Below are 17,867 nucleotides of genomic sequence, written 5' to 3'. Positions count from 1 at the left end.
CCCCCCGCCCCCCGCCCGGCCCCCCCCCCCCCCGCCCCCCCCCCCCCCGGGGGGCCCCCCCCCGGCACCCGGCTCGACGGCGGACCGCCGCTCACCGCCCTGCACGGTCGCTACCTGGTCGAAGGAGGCCTGGTGGTGACGGCGGTGTGGGTGGTTCAGCGGCACAGCGGTGAGACCGGGCCGCCGTCGGTACGGCTGAGCGGCACCGCGATCGCGCAGAGCCGGCGTACCGCCACCGCGGGATCCAGCGACCACACCCCGACCTGAGTATCGGTCCCACCGCTCGCCAGAAGCGCGCTGTCCGGCGAGAAGGCGAGCGAGGCCACCGTGGCGGCATGTCCCTGGAGGATCGCCGTCATCTCGTGGCCGCGGGCGTCCCACAGGCGGATCGGGCCGCCGATGGTGGTGGCCGCCAGGGTCCCGCCGTCCGGGGAGAAGGCCACTCGATCGACCTGGCTCGGCTGGGCCTGCGACCGCCAGCGGGACCCGGCACCGTCGCCGGTGCGGACGTCGATCACCCGGCCGGTCCCGGCGATCGCCATCGATTGCCCGTCCGGTGTCACGGCGAGGTCCAGAACCTGCTGGCCGCCGAGAGCGTGCACGCCGGTCGAGCCCAGATCCGTCGTTCGCCAGGACCGCAGTTCGGAACGGACGCTCTTCTCCTCAGGGTCGCCGATGGTGACCGCGGTGTGCACGGTGGCCCCGTCGGCGGAGAAGGTGACCGCATACGCGGTGTCCTCGCCGAGCGCGATGCTGCCGCGGAAGCGCCGTTCCCGGACGTCGTAGAGCTCCACACTGGACGCCACGGTGCCCGGATCGTCGCCGGTGTCCGGCCCGATCGAGACCGCGAGGAGTTCGCCGTCGCGCGAGACGGCCAGGTCCTTCGGCTCGGCGCCGAGCTTCGCCGAAGCCTGACGCCGGCCCTGCTCGTCCCAGATCTCCAGGGTGCCGGCCAGGGTCGCCACGCCGAGCACACCACCGCCCGCGTAGACCAGCCCGCTGATCATCCCGGCCGGCCGGAACGAGATGACCGATTCCCGGGTGGTGGTGTCCCAGACGCGTACCTTGCCGTCCGTGCCGCCCGCGGCGAATCGCCGGCCGTCCGGGGAGAACGCGACGTCGTAGACCGAGCCGTCGGTGTTCAGGGTGTTCGTCACCCGCCGGTAGACCACGGTCGGAGCGTCCGGCGCGGTGACCACGACGACCTGGCCGTTCCCCGAAGCCGCGCCGGTGCCGAAGGCCGCCTGTCCGGTGCTCAGTGAACCCGTGACGTCACTGGTGAGCGACAACAACCGGGCGGTGCGCCGGATCCCGCCGGTGATCACCATGCCATCCGGCGTGACGGTGATCGGCCGTGGTGGGGGCGTCGCGGCCGTCTCCGCCGTGAGCTCCCGGATCCGCCGGCCGGAGGGCACTTCCCAGTGGAACAGCCGCCCTTCGTTGCCGGCCGTGAGCTCGTTGGTGACCAGTGTCCCGTCCGGCGCGAACGCCGCATGCAGCGCACCGGGGGCGGTCATCGCCAGGCCGCCGTCGCCGAGCCGCCAGACCTGTGCGTCCCCGTCGTGCCCGGTCTCCGCGACGAACCGTCCGTCGGGACTCACCGCGACGTCGTAACCGCTTGTCGGCCCGGCCGGGATCGCCTTGGTCCGCTCGCCGGTCTCCGCGTCCCAGACACCCAGCTGCGCCCTGTCCACGGCCCAGGTGGCCACCAGGGTGGTCGTGCCCGGAATCCAGGCGGCCGCACCGTACGCCGGGAGGTCGCGCAGCAGCCGTCCGGTGCCGGCGTCCCACACCTTCACGCCCGGGTTCATCAGCGCGCCGGTGGCCAGGAACCGGCCGTCCGTCGAGAACGCCACGGTGTTCACCGACAGCCGCTTCGGATAGGCCAGCGGCTTCCCAATCGGGGTGAAGGTGGTCGCGTCCCAGAGCTGAGTGGTCCCGTCGCTGCCGCCCACCGCGATCCGCGTCCCGTCCGGGCTGACCGCCGCGGACCAGCCGCCCGGTCCGGTGCCGAGGCGACCCGCGAAACGCGCCTGCTGGGCGGAGAGCAGGGCACCGCGTGCCTCCACGGTCTGCCCGGCCTGCCACGCGTCGAGTGCTTTGCGCACCGCGGTGCTCTCGTCGTCCTCGAGCACGCCCAGCGCCTCGGCCGCCAGCTGCCGGGAGACCGCCGCCCGCCGGTTCGCCTCCGCGTCCTCGCGCTGGTCCAGCGCGAACACCCCGCCACCCACCGCCAGCAGTAACGCCACGGCCAGCCCGGCGGCCAGCCGCCGCAACCGCCGGGTGCTCCGGCGCCGGGTCTCCTCCTCGTGCTCCGCCGCCGCCCACCCCGCCGCCAGGTACTCACCGACCACCGGCGGTACGCCGTCCCCGCCCGGCACCCGCTCCCGGGCCGCGAGCAGCCGTGAGCCACGAGGCAGCAGGTCCGGGTCCCGGCCGGAACGCTCCCAGTCCCGGGCCGCCTCGGTCACCTGCTGCCGCAGGAGCAGATCCTCGCGGGCCTCGGCCAGCCAGCCCGCCAGCCGGGGCCAGCTGGTCAGCAGCGCCTCGTGGCTGATCTCCACGGTCTCCGCGCCGACCGTGACCAGCCGGGCCTTCACCAGGCGGCGCAGCACCCGCGAGTCGGTGGCGGCCCGCTCGCCCCGGCGGCGCACGACCGTACCGCTGGCCGTCACGGTGACCAGCGCGAGCAGGGCCTGCCGCAGCCGGTCCCGATCCTCGTCCGGGAGCTCCAGATAGATCCGCTCGGCGGTCTCCGCGACGGCGTGCCGGATCCCGCCGGTCGCCCGGTACGCCTCGACCGTGAGCCGGGCACCTTCCCGCCGATCCCAGGTGGCTCGCAGGGCGTGGGCCAGCAGCGGCAGCGCTCCCGGCTCGTAACCGTCCCGGCCGCCGGCGTCCAGGTCTCGCAGCAGCAGGTCGGGCAGGCCCGGCTCGACGCTGAGGCCGGTCTGTTCGGCGGGCTCCACGACGGCCCGGCGGATCGCCTCGGCGTCCAGCGGCCCGAGGACGACGTGCCCGGCGGCCAGCACCTTGGCCAGCGGGGGCAGCTCGGCGCAGGCCGGGTAGAAGTCCGAGCGGACCGCGATCACCACGAGCGCCGGTGCCAGGTCGGTCAGCGCGGCCGCGTAGGCGAGCCGCTCGGCCGGGTCCGGGCACTGGGTGAAGAGCTCCTCGAACTGGTCGACGACGATCACCGGGCGGCGGCCCTCGGCGGTGGCCTTCGCGGCCAGTTCGGTCAGCCGCCGCCGCCCGCCGCCGTCCACTTCGGCCACCGACCGCAACCGCTGTTCCAGGTCCGCGAGTGGGCGTACCCCCGGGGTGGTCAGAACCCACGGCCAGGCCGCCGCCTCGGTGCCCAGCGTGCCCCCGGCGATGCCGGGTAGCAGACCCGCCCGGACCAGCGAGGACTTCCCGGCGCCGGAAACCCCGGTGATCACCAGCGGCGGCCCGCCGACGGCCTGCTCGGCCAGCCGCCCGAGCAACTCGGCCACCTGTTGCTCGCGACCCCGGAACCAGGGCGCGTCCTCGGGCTGGAAGCTGGCCAGCCCCGGGTACGGCGGAACCGCGCCCGGCGGCACGTCGGCCGGCATCAGGTCACCGGGCGGCAGCTGTTCCCGGGCGAGAGCGATCAGGTGGCGCCGGACCTCGGCCAGCTGCTGATGCAGGGACCGGCTCTGCGTGGCGAGCTGCTGCCGCAGGCCGTCCACGCTCTGCCGCACGTCGGCGAGCATCCAGTGCAGCTCGCCGACATCCGTGCCCAGCTCCTGGAACGCCGCCTCCAGGATGTGCCGCAACTCCTCGTCGGTGATCGCGGCCTCGGAGATCGCCGTGCCGACCGCGTCCACCTCGCGCAGCACCCGCGAGATCTCCTCGTGCAGGGCACGCCCTTGCTCGTCGGCGGCGGCCAGCCGGGGGAGCAGATCGGCCGCGATCGCTTCGCGCCACTGTTCCTCGGTCGCGTCCGGTTGGCTCTCCCGCAGCTTGCGGGCGGCGCCGGCCAGGGTGTCGGAGAGGAAGTTGCTGCCCACCCCGCCGAGCTGGTCCAGCGCGGAGGAGAACTCCGCGGGCGCGCCGAGCCCGGCGCCGGCGATCGGCGCGACGACCGAGGCGGTGAGAAAGGCGAAGATCGCGTACGGGCCGGCCGACCGCACCCGTGTCCGGGTGCGCCGGCCGGCGTCCCGTACCCAGGCGCGCACGCCCGCGCGGGCTCGTTCGGCCGCGGGGCTGGTGTCCGGTTCGCGCACGGTCGCCATCCTTCATGGACATCGATACGCTTCGGCGTCCCATGATGGCACTGCGGTGCGAGCCGGCGATTCAATTCATCGGTACGCCGAATCGGCAGTCCCGCCGAGCCGCGCGAGGTGAGCACCGGTCCGGGCCCCAGCGCGCCCGCCGGGCCCATGCAGGTGGTCGCGCCCGACCCTCCGAGCCCCGCGCCGGGTCAGCGGGTGCCGCGGACGGCCCAGGCGGCGGCGGTCAGCGCGATGGAGCCGTCGGTGCGGGCCGGGAGGCGGCAACGCAGCAGCTCACGGAGGGCTTCGCGGTCCGGGCCGGTACGGGTGGCGACGTAGCCGGGAGCGGGACCCTGACCGCCCAGGAACGGCTCCCAGTAGTCGTCGAAGTCGGCGAACACGGTGGGGATCACGATCCGGTGGGTCGATACGGCGTGCAGTCCCGCCGCGGACCAGAGCTCCGTCAGCGCATCATCCCGGCACAGGTCGAAGCGGAGACTCTCGGCGAGCTCGGCGGCGGCCGGGTCGAGTTCGGCGGCCGCCGACCAGAAGTGGCCCATCATTTCCATCCCGCCCGCGTAGTCCCAGACGTAGGCGGCCACCACCCCACCCGGAGCGGCGACCCGGGCGAACTCCCGGACCGCCACCTCCGGCCGGTTGACGAAGTTGAGCGCCAGACCGCTGACCACCGCGTCGAAGCCGCCTCCGGCCAGCGGCAGCGCGGCGGCGTCGCCCGCGCAACACCGCAGCCCGCCCGCGCGGGCGGAGGCGAGGAAACCGGTGGAGCGGTCGACACCGACCAGCCGGGCCGGCTGGGCGGTGCCGGCGATCCGGGCGCTCAGGGCTCCGGTCCCGCATCCGACGTCGAGCCAGCGCCGGTCCGGCGGCACGTCAAGCCAGGACACGAAGGCCTCGGCGACCCGCCGGCTCCACCTTCCGACATACGCCTCGTACGCGTTGCCGGACTCCCAGACCGTCCGCACCATTGCCGCACCCTACGCCGCGAGCGGAGAGATCGGCCGGCGGAATCAGACCTGGCGGTCCCGGCCGGCGGCCACGCCGGCGATGATCTGCGGGACCATCAGCACGGTCATCAGCGCGAGCGGCACGCGCCACCCGCCGGTCGCGTCGTGCAGCGCGCCGATCAGGATGAGACCCGGGATGGCGATCAGGTAGCCGACGCCCTGGGCGAACCCGGAGAGCCGGACCACCGTCGCCGGATTGCGGCCGCGCAGCGTGATCATCGTCAGGACCAGCGGGAACGCTGTGTTGGCGACACCCAGGAAGATCGCCCAGAGCCAGGGGGCGGCGGCCGGCGCGGCCCATAGGCCGGCCCATCCGGCGATGCCGAACAGGCCCAGGACCATCGCGATGAGGCTCTGGCCGCGCAACCGGCCGGCGAGCGCGGAGAGCAGGAACGACAGCGGAATGCCGAGGAACGAGGTGACGGCGAACAGCACGCCGGCCAGCTCGGCCGAGATGCCGGCGTCGCGGTAGATCTGCGGCAGCCAGCCGATGATCACGTACGCCGAGGTCGACTGCACGCCGAAGTAGCAGACCAGTGCCCAGGCGACGGGGTGCCGGCTCACCCGTACTGGAGGCAGGTTTTGATCCTGGGCGGTGCTCTTGGCCGGGATCCGGGAGATCAGCAGCCACGGCGGGAGCGCGACGAGCGCGGCCAGCGTCCAGCAGGCCAGGCCGAGCCGCCAGTCGCCGAAGGTGTTGGTCAGCGGCACGGTCGCGGCGGCGGCCGTGGCCGCGCCCACGCTGAGCGCCACCGTGTAGAGGCCGGTGACGGTGCCGACCTGGTCCGGGAACTGGTCCTTGACGACCGACGGCAGCAGCACGTTGACAAGCGCGATCCCGGCCATCGCCACCGCACTGAGCAGCAGGAACAGCACCGGTCCGCCGGCGAAGGGCCGGACCGCCAGGCCGGCGCTGAGCAGCAGCAGGCCGCCGAGGATGACCGGCGCGGCGCCGAAGCGGCCGGCCAGGCGGGGCGCGGCCAGGCCGATCGAGGCGAAACAGAGCACCGGTACGGACGTCAGCAGTCCCGCCATGGTCCCGCTCATGCCGAGCCCGGCGCGGATCTCGGTCAGCACCGGTCCGATGCTGGTGACGGCGAGTCGCAGGTTCACCGCCGCGAGCAGGATCGCGACGAGCGTGAGGAGTTGTCCCTGCCGGCGGCTGACCGCCTGTTCTTCCCGGAGCACCACGGCCCCATCATGGTCCGGTGGCAGGCCGGACGCCCGGCGAGGTGTGTACGGTCACACCCGGCCTTCGCTACTTACACCGTGGCGGTGACTTCCTGCTCACGCTCGACCTGCTCGTTCCACTCGCGCTTGCTGGACTGCCAGCCGTCCTCGTTCATGCCGCGCCGCCAGTAGCCGGAGATGGAGAGCTGATCCATCGTCAGCCCCCGGTCCAGCCGCAGGTGACCGCGGAGGTCACGGACGAACGTGGCCTCGCCGTGCACGAAGGCTTGCACCCGGCCCTCCGGGAAGGCCATGCCGCGCACCGCGTCGCAGAGCAGCTGGCCGACCGGCCGGGCGCCCCGGTGCAGCCAGGTGATCTCCGCGTTGCCCGCGGTCTCCAGCTTCTGCTCCTCGGCCGGTCCCTCGACCTCGATGAACGCCTTCACCGGCGCGCCGTCCGGCATGCCCTCCAGCGCGGCGGCGATGGCCGGCAGGGCGCTCTCGTCGCCGGCCAGCAGATGCCACCCGGCGTCCGGGCTGGGGGCGTAACCGCCGCCGGGGCCCATGAACCGGAAGGGGTCACCGGGCTTGGCCCGCGCCGCCCACGGCCCGGCGATGCCGGAGTCGCCGTGCACCACGAAGTCGACCCACATCTCCGGGATCTCGGGCAGCCATCTGCGCACCGTGTACGTCCGGACGGTGGGCCACGTCTCGCGCGGCATCGACTCGCGGATGACGCCCATGTCGAAGGGTGCCGGATAGTCGACGCCGGGCCGGGGGAAGTGCACCTTGATGTAGTGGTCGGTGAACTGCCCGGCCTCGATCCGGGCCAGAGCGTCACCACCGACCACCACACGGACCATGTGCGGGGTCAGCTGCTCGACCCGGGTGACCACTCCCTCGTGGCACGGACGCGCCGGTCGGTTCGCCATAACTGCACCTCACTGCCAAGGGGGACGATCAGCAGGTAAGGCTACCCTTCATCTCGCCGATCAACCGTGCCGCGACAGGTATTTCGAGGTTTCCAGGCGAGGCTTGACACGACGACGGGCAGGACCTCTGCGGAGGTCCTGCCCGTCTGTGCGGGGTGGTGGCGGGGTCAGCGCCAGGTGCGGGGACGGCTGCGGGCGAAGGCGACCGCGATCAGAGCGACCAGCAGGAGCACCGCGCCACCGCCGACCCAGGCGATGTTGTTGCTGATCAGGGCGATCGGTCCACCCTGCTCGGCGGGCGGCTCGGCCACGGTCTTGTCCTCGGTGGCCGGGTCGTACTGGTAGTCGTCGGGGGCACCGTCGTCGCCGGCGGCGAGAGCCGGACCGTCGGTCTCCTCGGTCTCGGTCGGCTGCGGCTTGGCGGCCTTCTTGGTGCTCTTCGGCGTGACGGTCTCCTCGGATTCCGTCGACTCCGCGTTGTTCTGCTCGTTCCCGGTGGTGCCCGGGTTCTCGTTCTCGTTCTGGTTCGGCGACTCGGTCGAGGACTCGTTCTCCGAGGTCGAGGTGCCCTCGTCGTCGCGGGTCTCGGGGGCCTTCGTCGTCGAGTTGGTGCGCGGGGTGGCGGGCTTGGTGGTCGTCTTGGTGGTGGCGTTCGGCTTCGGCGCGGCCGGGCTGGTGGCGGTGGGCTTCGACGGCGCCGGCGTCACGCCGCCGCTGTTGGTGTCGTTGCCTCCGCCGGTGTTGCCGCCGCCGCCGTTGTTGTTACCGCCGCCGGTGTTGCCGCCGCCGCCGTTGTTGTTACCGCCGCCGGTGTTGCCGCCGCCGCCCGTGTTGCCGCCGCCGCCGTTGTTGTTGCCGGCGGCGCGGACGGTGATGCGGACGGAGTCGATCGCCGGGGTCTGGTTGGCGCGCTCCATCATCGGGATCCGGTGCGAACCGTCACCGGCCCACGATGAGCACTGAGCGGTGCCCTCCTGAGGCAGACCGGGCACCTGGATGGTGACCGTGTCCGGGGTGGCACTGCCCTGGCGGTCCTCGGTGGCGACGAAGAAGGCCGACACCGGCGCGGGGTCGGGCGCCTCGTTGGTGCTGGCCAGCATCCGGCAGGCACTGTGGAAGTGGCCGCGGACCAGGCCGTTCTGCAGGACGCTGCTCTCCACGTAGTAGCCGCCCTGGCCGGCCGCGAGGAACCGGTCGCGGATCAGGTTGCGGGTGCTGACCCGGAGGGTGAACGGGGTGCCGACCGTGACGCTGCGGGGGGCCTCGGCGATCAGCAGCGTCGGGTTGTTGGCGGCCGCGCCGACCTCACCGAACTCGGTGGAGACGCACCGGTTGCCCTTCTGGAAGCCGTCGTGCCGCTCCAGCTGGCTGTCGATGCACGTGTCGGTGAGGATCGTCAGGTTGTTGCCGACCACCTTGCCGGCGCCGCTCTCGGTGGCCGCCTTCGTGGAGGCGGTGTCGTCAGCCTGAGCGAACTGCGTGAATCCGATGACACCGCCGACGGCGATGAGAACTGCTCCGGCGGCCAGGATCCGGGTGCGTCGGTGACCCGAGCTTCGCATGACGTGACCTTCTTTTCCCCGAATTCCAGGACTTCGGCCACCCCTGCGGCGCCGACGCCCAGACGTTAAGAGCACCTCTCACAGAAATCAATTCCAGGCTGTGAATTAACTGATTCTTGTCCGGAACTTAAGGAAGAAATATGGGTCCGACCTTGAACCCCCGGCATCATCCGTTCGGATGATGTCCGCGGTTCACGTGATCATGGTCCTACAACGCCGACCTGGGACGTTAGCCGACGGGCTGCCGAGGCGGTAGTTCCCTACGCCGGCCAGAGCCCGCGCGCGGCGAAAATGTCCCGGAGCACGTCGACGCGGTCGGTCATTATGCCGTCGACGCCCATATCGAGGAGCTTATTCATTTCATTCGGATCGTCTATCGTCCAGACGTGCACCGCTAGACCCAGCCGGTGCAGATAGGCGAGAAATCGCGGAGTCAGCACGGTTATCCGGCGATGCCGTACCGGGATCTGGGCGGCGACCACCGACGAGGGCAGGCGCAGGGGCAGGCCGGCGGTCGAGGCGATCCGGAGCCGGGCGATGCCGCGCATGCCGAGCGAGGTCGCGACCCGCGGGCCCGCCAGCGCGCGTACCCGGTTCAGCCGGGAGTCGCTGAACGAGGCGAGCAGCACCCGGTCCTCGGCGGCGGTACGGCGTACCGCATCGACGGCCGGCCCGACGACCCGGTCGTCCTTCACGTCGACGTTGAACCGGATTTCCGGCCAGGCGTCCAGGACCTCGTCGAGGCGGGGCACGGCGGCCGCCCCGCCGACCCGTACGGTCGACAGGTCCGCCCAGGTGAGGCTCGCCACCCGGCCGGGTCGCCCGGCGACCCGGTCCAGCCGCGGATCGTGGATCACGACCGGTACGCCGTCCGCGGTCGCGTGCACGTCGGTCTCCACGTACCGGTAACCGAGTTTGATCGCCCGCTCGAAGGCCGCCGCGGTGTTCTCGTCACCGGCCGCGGCTCCGCCCCGGTGCGCGAAGGCCAGCGGTCCCGGGGCGTCGAGGTACGGATGATCCACGCCAGCAGTATGCCGGGGCGATCGTGTCGGCCGGGGAGCCGTGACCCGGCCGGATTGTTGCGCAGAAGTAAAAGACACCTTCTGCCATTGACCACCGCCACTGAGCTGAAGATCCTGTTTCGCAGAGCGCAAACTCCGCCGGAAGGTGGCGCAAACTGGAAACGATCGATTACGACGTGGTGATCGTCGGCGGGGGTACGGCCGGTTCGGTCGTGGCGTCGCGGCTCTCGGCCGACCCCGGGCTCCGGGTCTGCCTGATCGAGGGTGGGCCGTCCGACGTCGGTGACCAGCGCATCCTCCGGCTCCGCAACTGGCTGAACCTGCTGGAGACCGGATTCGATTACGACTATCCGATCGTCGAGCAGCCGCGCGGGAATTCACATGTCCGGCATTCGCGGGCGCGGGTACTGGGCGGGTGTTCGTCGCACAACACCATGATCAGCTTTTTGCCACCGGCCGAAGATTTCACCGATTGGGTGACAGCCGGAGCGGCCGGCTGGTCGTACGACGAGATGATGCCTTACTGGAAGCGCCTGGCGATCAATATCAGTCCGGTGGCCGAGCGGGACCGCAACCCGCTGACCGCCGACTTCGTCGCGGCGTGCCATGCCGCGCTCGGGGTGCCGGTGCACGAGGATTTCAACGCGGGCCCGTTCGTGGACGGCACCGGGTTCTTCCCGGTCGGGTACCACCCGGAGACCGGGATCCGGTCGTCCGCCTCGGTCGCCTACCTGCACCCGCATCTGGGCCGGCCCAACCTGACGATCCGGACCGAGACGTGGGCGTACCACCTGGATCCCGAGCGTGGGGTCACCGTCCGGGACGACGAGGGGGACAAACTGATCCGGGCCCGCCGGGAGTACGTGCTCTGCGCCGGCGCGATCGACACCCCGCGACTGCTGCTGCTCTCCGGCATCGGCCCGGCCGCGGACCTGGAGCGACTCGGCATACCGGTCCGCCAGGACCTGCCGGGCGTCGGCGAGCACCTGCTCGATCACCCGGAGTCGCTGATCCTCTGGGAGGCGAGCCGGCCGATCCCGCCGATGTCGGCGATGGACTCGGACGCCGGCCTGTTCGTCCGCCGGGACCCGGCCGCCACCCGCCCGGACCTGATGTTCCACCTCTACCAGATCCCGTTCACGGTCAACACCGAGCGGCTCGGCTACGACGTGCCGGCGCACGGCTTCGGGATGACCCCCAACGTGCCGCGACCACGCAGCGTCGGCCGGCTGACGCTGGCCGGCGCCGACCCGGCACTCAAGCCGCTGCTGGACTTCCGTTACTTCACCGACCCCGGCGGGTACGACGAGCGGACGATCGTGGACGGCCTGCGGCTGGCCCGTGAGGTGGCGGCCACCGAGCCGTTCGCCTCGTGGATCGCCCGGGAGATCGCGCCGGGCCCGCGTCTGCATACCGACGAGGAGCTCTCGGCGTACGGGCGGGCGGTGCACCACACCGTCTTCCACCCGGCCGGCACCTGCCGGATGGGCGCGCCGGACGACCCGGGCACAGTGGTCGATCCGGAACTGCGGCTGGCCGGCTTCCCCAACGTACGGATCGCCGACGCCTCGATCTTCCCGACGATGACCTCGGTGAACCCGATGGTCGCGGTGCTGATGATCGGAGAGCGCGCCGCTGACCTGATCGGGCGGGGATGACGCGGTGACCCCGGCGATCACGGTGACAAACCTGTGGAAGGTGTTCGGGCCACGGGCAGACCGGGTCGTCGGCACCCCGCTGGCCGGTCTGTCCCGGGCCGAGCTGCGGGAGCGTACCGGGTGTCTGGTGGCGGTGCGGGACGTCAGCTTCGAGGTGCGGCCGGGCGAGGTCTTCGTGGTGATGGGCCTGTCCGGCAGCGGCAAGTCCACCCTGGTCCGCTGCCTGACCCGGTTGATCGAGCCGACCAGCGGGGAGGTGTGCCTGGACGGCGAACCGGTCCGCGCGATGTCCGCGAAACGGCTGCGCGAGCTGCGCCGGCACCGGGTGGCGATGGTGTTCCAGCACTTCGGCCTGCTGCCGCACCGGCAGGTCCTGGACAACGTGGCGTACGGGCTGGAGATCCAGGGGGTGGGGCGGGCCGAACGGCATCGCCGGGCCGCCCAGATGCTGGCCCTGGTCGGGCTCACCGGGCACGAGCACCAGTTACCGGAGCAGCTCTCCGGCGGGATGCAGCAGCGGGTCGGGCTGGCCCGGGCGCTGGCCACCGATCCCGAGGTGCTGCTCTTCGACGAGCCGTTCAGCGCGCTCGACCCGCTGATCCGCCGGGACATGCAGACCGAGGTGCGGCGCCTGCACGCCGAGGTCGGCAAGACGCTTGTCTTCATCACCCACGACCTCACCGAGGCGCTCAGCCTGGGCGACCGGATCGCCGTGCTGCGCGACGGCGAGCTGGTGCAGGTCGGCGCGCCGGAGGACCTGGTCGGGGCGCCGGCGGACGGGTACGTGGCGGACTTCGTCCGTGACGTCCCGCGCGCCGACGTGCTCACCCTGCGCTGGGTGACCCGGCCGGCGGCGGACGGCGAGGAGTGCGACGACGTACCACTTCCGCAGGACACGGTGATCCGTGACGCGGTGCCGCGAGTGCTGAGATCCGGCCGCCCGGTGCCGGTGGTCGACGGCGACCGGCGGGTCGGTGTGGTCGACGCCGAACAGCTGCTCCCCGCTCTGCTGGGCCACCGCCGGCAGGTACCTACGTGACCGCGACCATGACCCGCCCCGAGCTCCGGCCCGGCGGCCCCCCTGCGGGCCGGACCGGCGGCGGAGATCGGTGGGGAGTCCGGGGACCGTGGTCGACTCGTACCATATTTGCGATCTTGGTCGTCGCGGCTGCCGGCGCCTATCTCGGCTTTCGTTCGACGCCGGCCGCGGATTCGGCGGATGCCGCCGCGTTCCGGTTCTTCGACTCGGTCCGGGAGTGGGTGGACGCGAACCGGGACAGTCATCCGCTCTTCCTCTTCGGCGTGAACTACCTGCGGCTCGGTGTGCGGCTGCTGGTGGAGGCGGTGAGCGCGGCGCTGACCGGGCTCGGCTTCGCCGGGCTGGTCGCGGTGGCCGGCGCGGTGTCGCTGGTGCTCGCCGGATGGCGGGCCGCGCTGCTGGCGGTCGCCGGTTTCCTGAGTTTCGCGGTGCTGGGGCTGTGGACCGAGAGCGTGGACACGCTGGCCCTGACGCTGGCGGCGGTGCTGCTGTCGGTGCTGATCGGGGTGCCGCTCGGCATCCTCGCCGCGCGGGTCCGCTGGATCGGCTCGGCGCTGCGCCCGGTGCTCGACGTCATGCAGATCCTGCCCACCTTCGCCTACCTGGCGCCGATGACGCTGCTCTTCCTGATCGGCTCGCCGGCCGCGGTGATCGCGACGCTGATCTACGCCGTGCCGGTGACCATCCGGATCACTCAGCTCGGGATCGCCGGGGTGGCGCCGGTGACGGTGGAGGCGGCGGCCGCGCAGGGCTCGACCCGGTGGCAGCTGCTGACCAAGGTACGGCTGCCGATGGCCCGCCCGGTGCTGGTCCTCGCGGTCAACCAGACGATCATGGTGGCCCTCTCCATGGTGGTGGTGACCGCGCTGATCGACGCGCCGGGCCTGGGCCAGAACATCGTGCGGGCGCTCGAGCGGGTGAACGTCGGCGCGGCCTTCGACGCCGGCCTGGCCATCGTGATCATGGCGGTGGTGCTGGACCGGGTGACCACGGCCGCGTCCCGCCGGCGCCCGCTGCCCTGGCGGCTGGCCGTGCCGGTGCTCGCGGCCGCGGCGCTGGTCGTGCTGCTGCCGATCGGTGACCGGGTGCCCGCCCTCTCCTTCGCGGCCCCGGTCAACCGGCTCACCGCCTGGGTGGAGCTGCACTGGTACGCCGGCACCGAATGGCTGAAGAACACGGTCACCGGTTACCTGCTCAATCCCCTGGAGAACCTGCTCGTGACCACCCCGTGGTGGCTGTTCGTGCTGTTCGTGCTCGGGTTCGGCCTGCTGATCGCGGGGTGGCGGGCGGCACTGGTCGCCGCGGCGGCGGCCGTCGGGGTGGCCGCGCTGGGGCTCTGGGTGCACGCCATGCAGACCCTGGCCACGGTTCTGGTGGCCACCGCGCTGACCCTGCTCGGCGGGGTGTGGGCCGGTATCTCCTGTGCCCGGCACGACCGGCTGGCCACGGCGGTCCGGCCACTGCTGGACGCGGCACAGACCATGCCGTCCTTCGTCTACCTGCTGCCGGCGGTCGCGCTCTTCGGCGCGAGCCGGTTCACCGCGATCGTCGCGGCCGTCATCTTCGCCGTCCCGCCGGTGGTCCGGCTGGTCGAACGGGGTATCCGGGACGTGCCGCCGACGGTGGTGGAGGCCGCGCTCTCGGCCGGGTCGACGCCGCGGCAGCTGCTCTGGAAGGTGCAGTTGCCGATGGCCCGGGGCGGTCTGCTGCTCGCCGCCAACCAGGGGATCGTCATGGTGCTGGGAATGGTCGTCGTCGGCGGCCTGGTCGGCGCCGGCGCTCTCGGATATGACGTGGTCGCAGGTTTCTCCCAGCGCGAGGACTTCGGCCGGGGTCTGGCCGCGGGCTTCGCGATCGTGCTGCTCGGCGTCCTGCTGGACCGGCTCACCCAAGGGTTTCATCGTTCGAAGGGACCTTCCTCATGAGAATCTCGTACGTCGCGGTCGTCTGCCTTCTCCTCACGGCGGGCTGCCAGGGCGCCACCTCGGACTCCGGCGATCCGGCGCCGAGCGCCGGCAGCAAGGGCACGGTCAACCTGGCGATCAACCCCTGGGTGGGGTACGAGTCGAACGCCGCGGTGATCGAGTACCTGCTGGAGAAGAAGCTCGGGTACACCGTCGAGACGAAGAACCTCAAGGAGGAGATCTCCTGGCAGGGCTTCGAGACCGGCGAGGTCGACGCGATCGTGGAGAACTGGGGTCACGACGACCTGAAGAAGACCTACATCGAGGAGAAGAAGGTCGCGGTCGACGCCGGCCCGACCGGCAACACCGGCATCATCGGCTGGTACGTCCCGCAGTGGATGGCCGACCAGTACCCGGACATCACCGACTGGAAGAACCTGAACAAGTACGCCGGCCTGTTCAAGACCTCCGAGTCCGGCGGCAAGGGCCAGCTCCTCGACGGCGACCCGTCGTACGTCACCAACGACGAGGCGCTGGTGGCCAACCTGAAGCTGAACTACAAGGTGGTCTACTCCGGCAGCGAGGCCGCCCTGATCAAGGCCGCCCAGCAGGCCACCGCGCAGAAGAAGCCGCTGCTCTTCTACTTCTACGAGCCGCAGTGGCTGTTCGCGAAGGAGAAGTACGTCCGGGTGAAGCTGCCGGAGTACACCGCCGGGTGTGACGCCGACCCGAAGAAGGTGGCCTGCGACTACCCCGAATACGTCCTCGACAAGATCGTCAGCAAGAAGTTCGCCGACACCGGTGGGGCCGCGTACCAGCTGGTGAAGAACTTCAAGTGGACCAACGACGATCAGAACCTGGTCTCCGACTACCTGACCAACCAGGGCATGACCCCGGAGCGGGCGGCCGAGAAGTGGGTGACCGAGCACGAGGCCACCTGGAAACCGTGGATCCCGGCCGGGAACTGACCGGTGCCCGGACCCAAGGTCGTGATCATCGGCGCGGGGGTGGTCGGCTGCGCCCTCGCCGATGAGCTGACCGGGCGCGGGTGGACCGACGTGACGGTGCTGGAGCAGGGGCCGCTCTTCGTCACCGGCGGCTCCAGCTCGCACGCGCCCGGCCTGGTCTTCCAGACCAACCCGTCGCGGACCATGGCCCGGATGGCCCGGTACACCGTGGAGAAGTACACCGAGCTGGCGTGCTTCTCGGCGGTGGGGAGTCTGGAGGTGGCGACCACCTCGGCACGTCTCGCCGAGTTGCACCGGCGGTTCGGGTTCGGTCAGTCGTGGGGGATCCCATCGTCGGTGCTCGACGCCGACGAGTGCGTCTCGTTGTTTCCCCTGCTCGACAAGTCGATCGTTCTGGGTGGGCTGCACGTGGCTTCCGACGGTCTCGTCTCGGCGGTGAAAGCCGCCGAGGTGCAGGCCGGACGCGCGATCACGAACGGCGCCCAATTCATCGGAAATATGCGGGTAACTGAGATCTTGTCGGATCGAGGCCGCGTCACCGGCGTACGCACGCCGGACGAGACCTACCCCGCGGACATCGTGGTGAGCTGCGCCGGCTTCTGGGGACCGGAGATCGGCAAGCTCGCCGGCGTGCCGATCCCACTGCTGCCGATGGCCCACCAGTACGTCCGGACCACCTCGGCCGGTGCCACCGACGACCTGCCGATCCTGCGCCACCAGGATCGCGACCTGTACTTCCGGGCACACGGCGACTGCCTGGGCATCGGCTCCTACCTGCACGAACCGATGCCGGTCGACCTCGCCGAACTGCCCGGCGACGCGCACCCGTCGATGCTGCCGTTCACCCCGGACGCCTTCAAACAATCCTGGTCGGCGGCGACCGAGCTGCTTCCCGCGCTGCGCGGTACGGCCCTGGACGACGCCTTCAACGGCGTCTTCTCCTTCACCGTGGACGGCTTCCCGCTGCTCGGCGAGGCCCGCGACCTGCGCGGCTTCTGGGTCGCCGAGGCGATCTGGGTGACCCACTCGGCCGGCGCCGCGAAAGCCGTCGCCGAGTGGCTGGTGGACGGCCGGCCCGGCATCGACCTGCACGAGTGCGACCTCAACCGCTTCGACCCGGCCCAACTCGCCCCCGGCTACGTACGCAAACGCGCGATCCGCAGCTTCGTCGAGGTCTACGACATCATCCATCCGCTGGACCCGCCCGCGGTGCGCAACCTGCGGGTCAGCCCCTTCCACTCCCGGCAGGTCGCGCTCGGCGCGACGTTCGGCGAGGCGATGGGCTGGGAGCGGCCCCTCTGGTACGCGACGAACCCGCCACCCGAGGAGCTCCGGCCGCGCGACGAGTGGTCCGCCCGGCACTGGTCCCCGATCGCCGAGACCGAGGCCCGGCTCACCCGGCGCCGGGTCGCCCTCTACGACATGACCCCGCTCACCCGGCTCGAGGTGATCGGCCCGGTCTCCTTCCTCAACGGCCTGACCAGCGGCGACGTCGACCGCCCGGTGGGCACCGTGGTCTACACCCTGCTGCTCGACGAGGCCGGCGGCGTGCGCAGCGACATCACCGTGGCCCGGCTCGCCGAGGACCGCTTCCAGGTCGGCGTGAACGGCCCGCTCGACCTGGACTGGCTGCTGCGGCACGCGCCCGCCGGGGTCTCGGTCCGCGACGTCACCGGCGGCACCTGCGGGGTCGGGGTCTGGGGACCGCGCGCCCGTGAGCTGGTCGCCCCGCTCACCGACGTGGACGTCTCGGCCGAGGCCTTCAAGTACTTCCAGGTCCGGCAGGGCTACCTGGGCATGGTCCCGGTCACCATGCTGCGCCTGTCCTACGTCGGCGAGCTGGGCTGGGAGATCTACACCGAGGCCGAGTACGGGCCGCGGCTCTGGGACACGCTCTGGGAGGCCGGTCCGGAGCTGGGCCTGATCGCTGCGGGCCGGCTCGCCTTCAACAGCCTGCGGCTGGAGAAGGGGTACCGAGCCTGGGGAGTCGACATGACCGCCGAGGACGATCCGTTCCAGGCCGGGGTGGGCTTCGCGGTGCGCCCGGAGGCCCGGCCGGCGGCGCCGCCGGACCGGCGGCTCACCTGCCTGACGATGGTGGACACCGGGGACATGCCGATGGGGCGCGAGCCGGTGTACGCCGGCGGCTTCGCGGTGGGCCATGTGACGAGTGCGGCGTACGGCTACACGGTCGGCGGCCCGATCGCGTACGCCTGGCTGCCCGCCGCGCTGTCCGTCCCGGGGACACAGGTGGAGATCGGATACTTCGACCGGCGGCTGCTCGCCACGGTGGCCACCGAACCGCTCTTCGACCCGAAACACGAGCGCCTGCGGCGCTAGCGAAGGAGTCCG

General features: G+C 71.8%; 10 protein-coding genes and 1 pseudogene. 5 read left to right on the top strand and 6 right to left on the bottom strand.

The window, feature by feature from the left end; genetic code table 11:
- Positions 1-155: 155 nt before the first annotated feature.
- From I4J89_RS51385 to I4J89_RS02700, 6 genes and pseudogenes are all read right to left on the bottom strand, one after another.
- Positions 156-4,247, bottom strand: a complete 4,092-nt coding sequence (locus I4J89_RS51385) for an NACHT and WD repeat domain-containing protein (protein WP_196412170.1) — start codon at positions 4,245-4,247, stop codon at positions 156-158.
- A 197-nt stretch (positions 4,248-4,444) separates the two neighbouring features.
- Positions 4,445-5,221 carry a class I SAM-dependent methyltransferase gene (locus tag I4J89_RS02720; RefSeq protein ID WP_196412169.1) on the bottom strand — a complete coding sequence of 259 codons (777 nt, stop codon included), beginning with the start codon at positions 5,219-5,221 and terminating at the stop codon, positions 4,445-4,447.
- A 42-nt stretch (positions 5,222-5,263) separates the two neighbouring features.
- Positions 5,264-6,451 carry a CynX/NimT family MFS transporter gene (locus tag I4J89_RS02715; protein WP_196412168.1) on the bottom strand — a complete coding sequence of 396 codons (1,188 nt, stop codon included), beginning with the start codon at positions 6,449-6,451 and terminating at the stop codon, positions 5,264-5,266.
- Positions 6,452-6,522: 71 nt separating this feature from the next.
- On the bottom strand, positions 6,523-7,362 hold the full coding sequence (locus tag I4J89_RS02710) for a siderophore-interacting protein (RefSeq protein ID WP_196412167.1): 840 nt from the start codon (positions 7,360-7,362) through the stop codon (positions 6,523-6,525).
- 863 nt (positions 7,363-8,225) lie between these two features.
- Positions 8,226-8,771 (bottom strand): annotated as a pseudogene (locus tag I4J89_RS49225) (hypothetical protein); the annotation flags it as partial.
- 413 nt (positions 8,772-9,184) lie between these two features.
- On the bottom strand, positions 9,185-9,946 hold the full coding sequence (locus I4J89_RS02700; protein WP_196412165.1) for a glycerophosphodiester phosphodiesterase family protein: 762 nt from the start codon (positions 9,944-9,946) through the stop codon (positions 9,185-9,187).
- A 176-nt stretch (positions 9,947-10,122) separates the two neighbouring features.
- Between I4J89_RS02700 and I4J89_RS02695 the strand changes: the two genes are divergently transcribed.
- The 5 genes from I4J89_RS02695 (at position 10,123) to I4J89_RS02675 (ending at position 17,855) form a co-directional block, all read left to right on the top strand.
- Positions 10,123-11,604 carry a GMC family oxidoreductase gene (locus tag I4J89_RS02695; RefSeq protein WP_196412164.1) on the top strand — a complete coding sequence of 494 codons (1,482 nt, stop codon included), beginning with the start codon at positions 10,123-10,125 and terminating at the stop codon, positions 11,602-11,604.
- A gap of 4 nt (positions 11,605-11,608) precedes the next feature.
- Complete coding sequence (locus tag I4J89_RS02690; RefSeq protein ID WP_196412163.1) at positions 11,609-12,643, top strand: quaternary amine ABC transporter ATP-binding protein; 1,035 nt, start codon at positions 11,609-11,611, stop codon at positions 12,641-12,643.
- Positions 12,644-12,759: 116 nt separating this feature from the next.
- Complete coding sequence (locus I4J89_RS02685) at positions 12,760-14,568, top strand: ABC transporter permease (protein WP_230858183.1); 1,809 nt, start codon at positions 12,760-12,762, stop codon at positions 14,566-14,568.
- Positions 14,565-15,515 carry an ABC transporter substrate-binding protein gene (locus tag I4J89_RS02680; RefSeq protein ID WP_196412162.1) on the top strand — a complete coding sequence of 317 codons (951 nt, stop codon included), beginning with the start codon at positions 14,565-14,567 and terminating at the stop codon, positions 15,513-15,515. Before I4J89_RS02685 ends, I4J89_RS02680 begins: the two co-directional genes overlap by 4 nt.
- Before the next feature lie 3 nt (positions 15,516-15,518).
- Positions 15,519-17,855, top strand: coding sequence for a GcvT family protein (locus I4J89_RS02675; RefSeq protein WP_196412161.1), 2,337 nt, complete (start codon positions 15,519-15,521; stop codon positions 17,853-17,855).
- The last annotated feature ends 12 nt before the right edge of the window (positions 17,856-17,867 follow it).

Origin of the sequence: Actinoplanes aureus, assembly GCF_015704865.1 — a bacterium.
Taxonomy (GTDB): Bacteria; Actinomycetota; Actinomycetes; order Mycobacteriales; family Micromonosporaceae; genus Actinoplanes; species Actinoplanes aureus.
Note: the sequence above shows the minus strand (reverse complement) of the source record. Positions and strands in the feature narration are given on the sequence as shown.

What these genes read in the sequence shown, in the direction of transcription:
- I4J89_RS02720 (WP_196412169.1), bottom strand. Translation starts at nt 5,221, where the DNA reads ATGGTGCGGACGGTCTGGGAGTCCGGCAACGCGTACGAGGCGTATGTC.
- I4J89_RS02680 (WP_196412162.1), top strand. Translation starts at nt 14,565, where the DNA reads ATGAGAATCTCGTACGTCGCGGTCGTCTGCCTTCTCCTCACGGCGGGC.
- I4J89_RS02710 (WP_196412167.1), bottom strand. Translation starts at nt 7,362, where the DNA reads ATGGCGAACCGACCGGCGCGTCCGTGCCACGAGGGAGTGGTCACCCGG.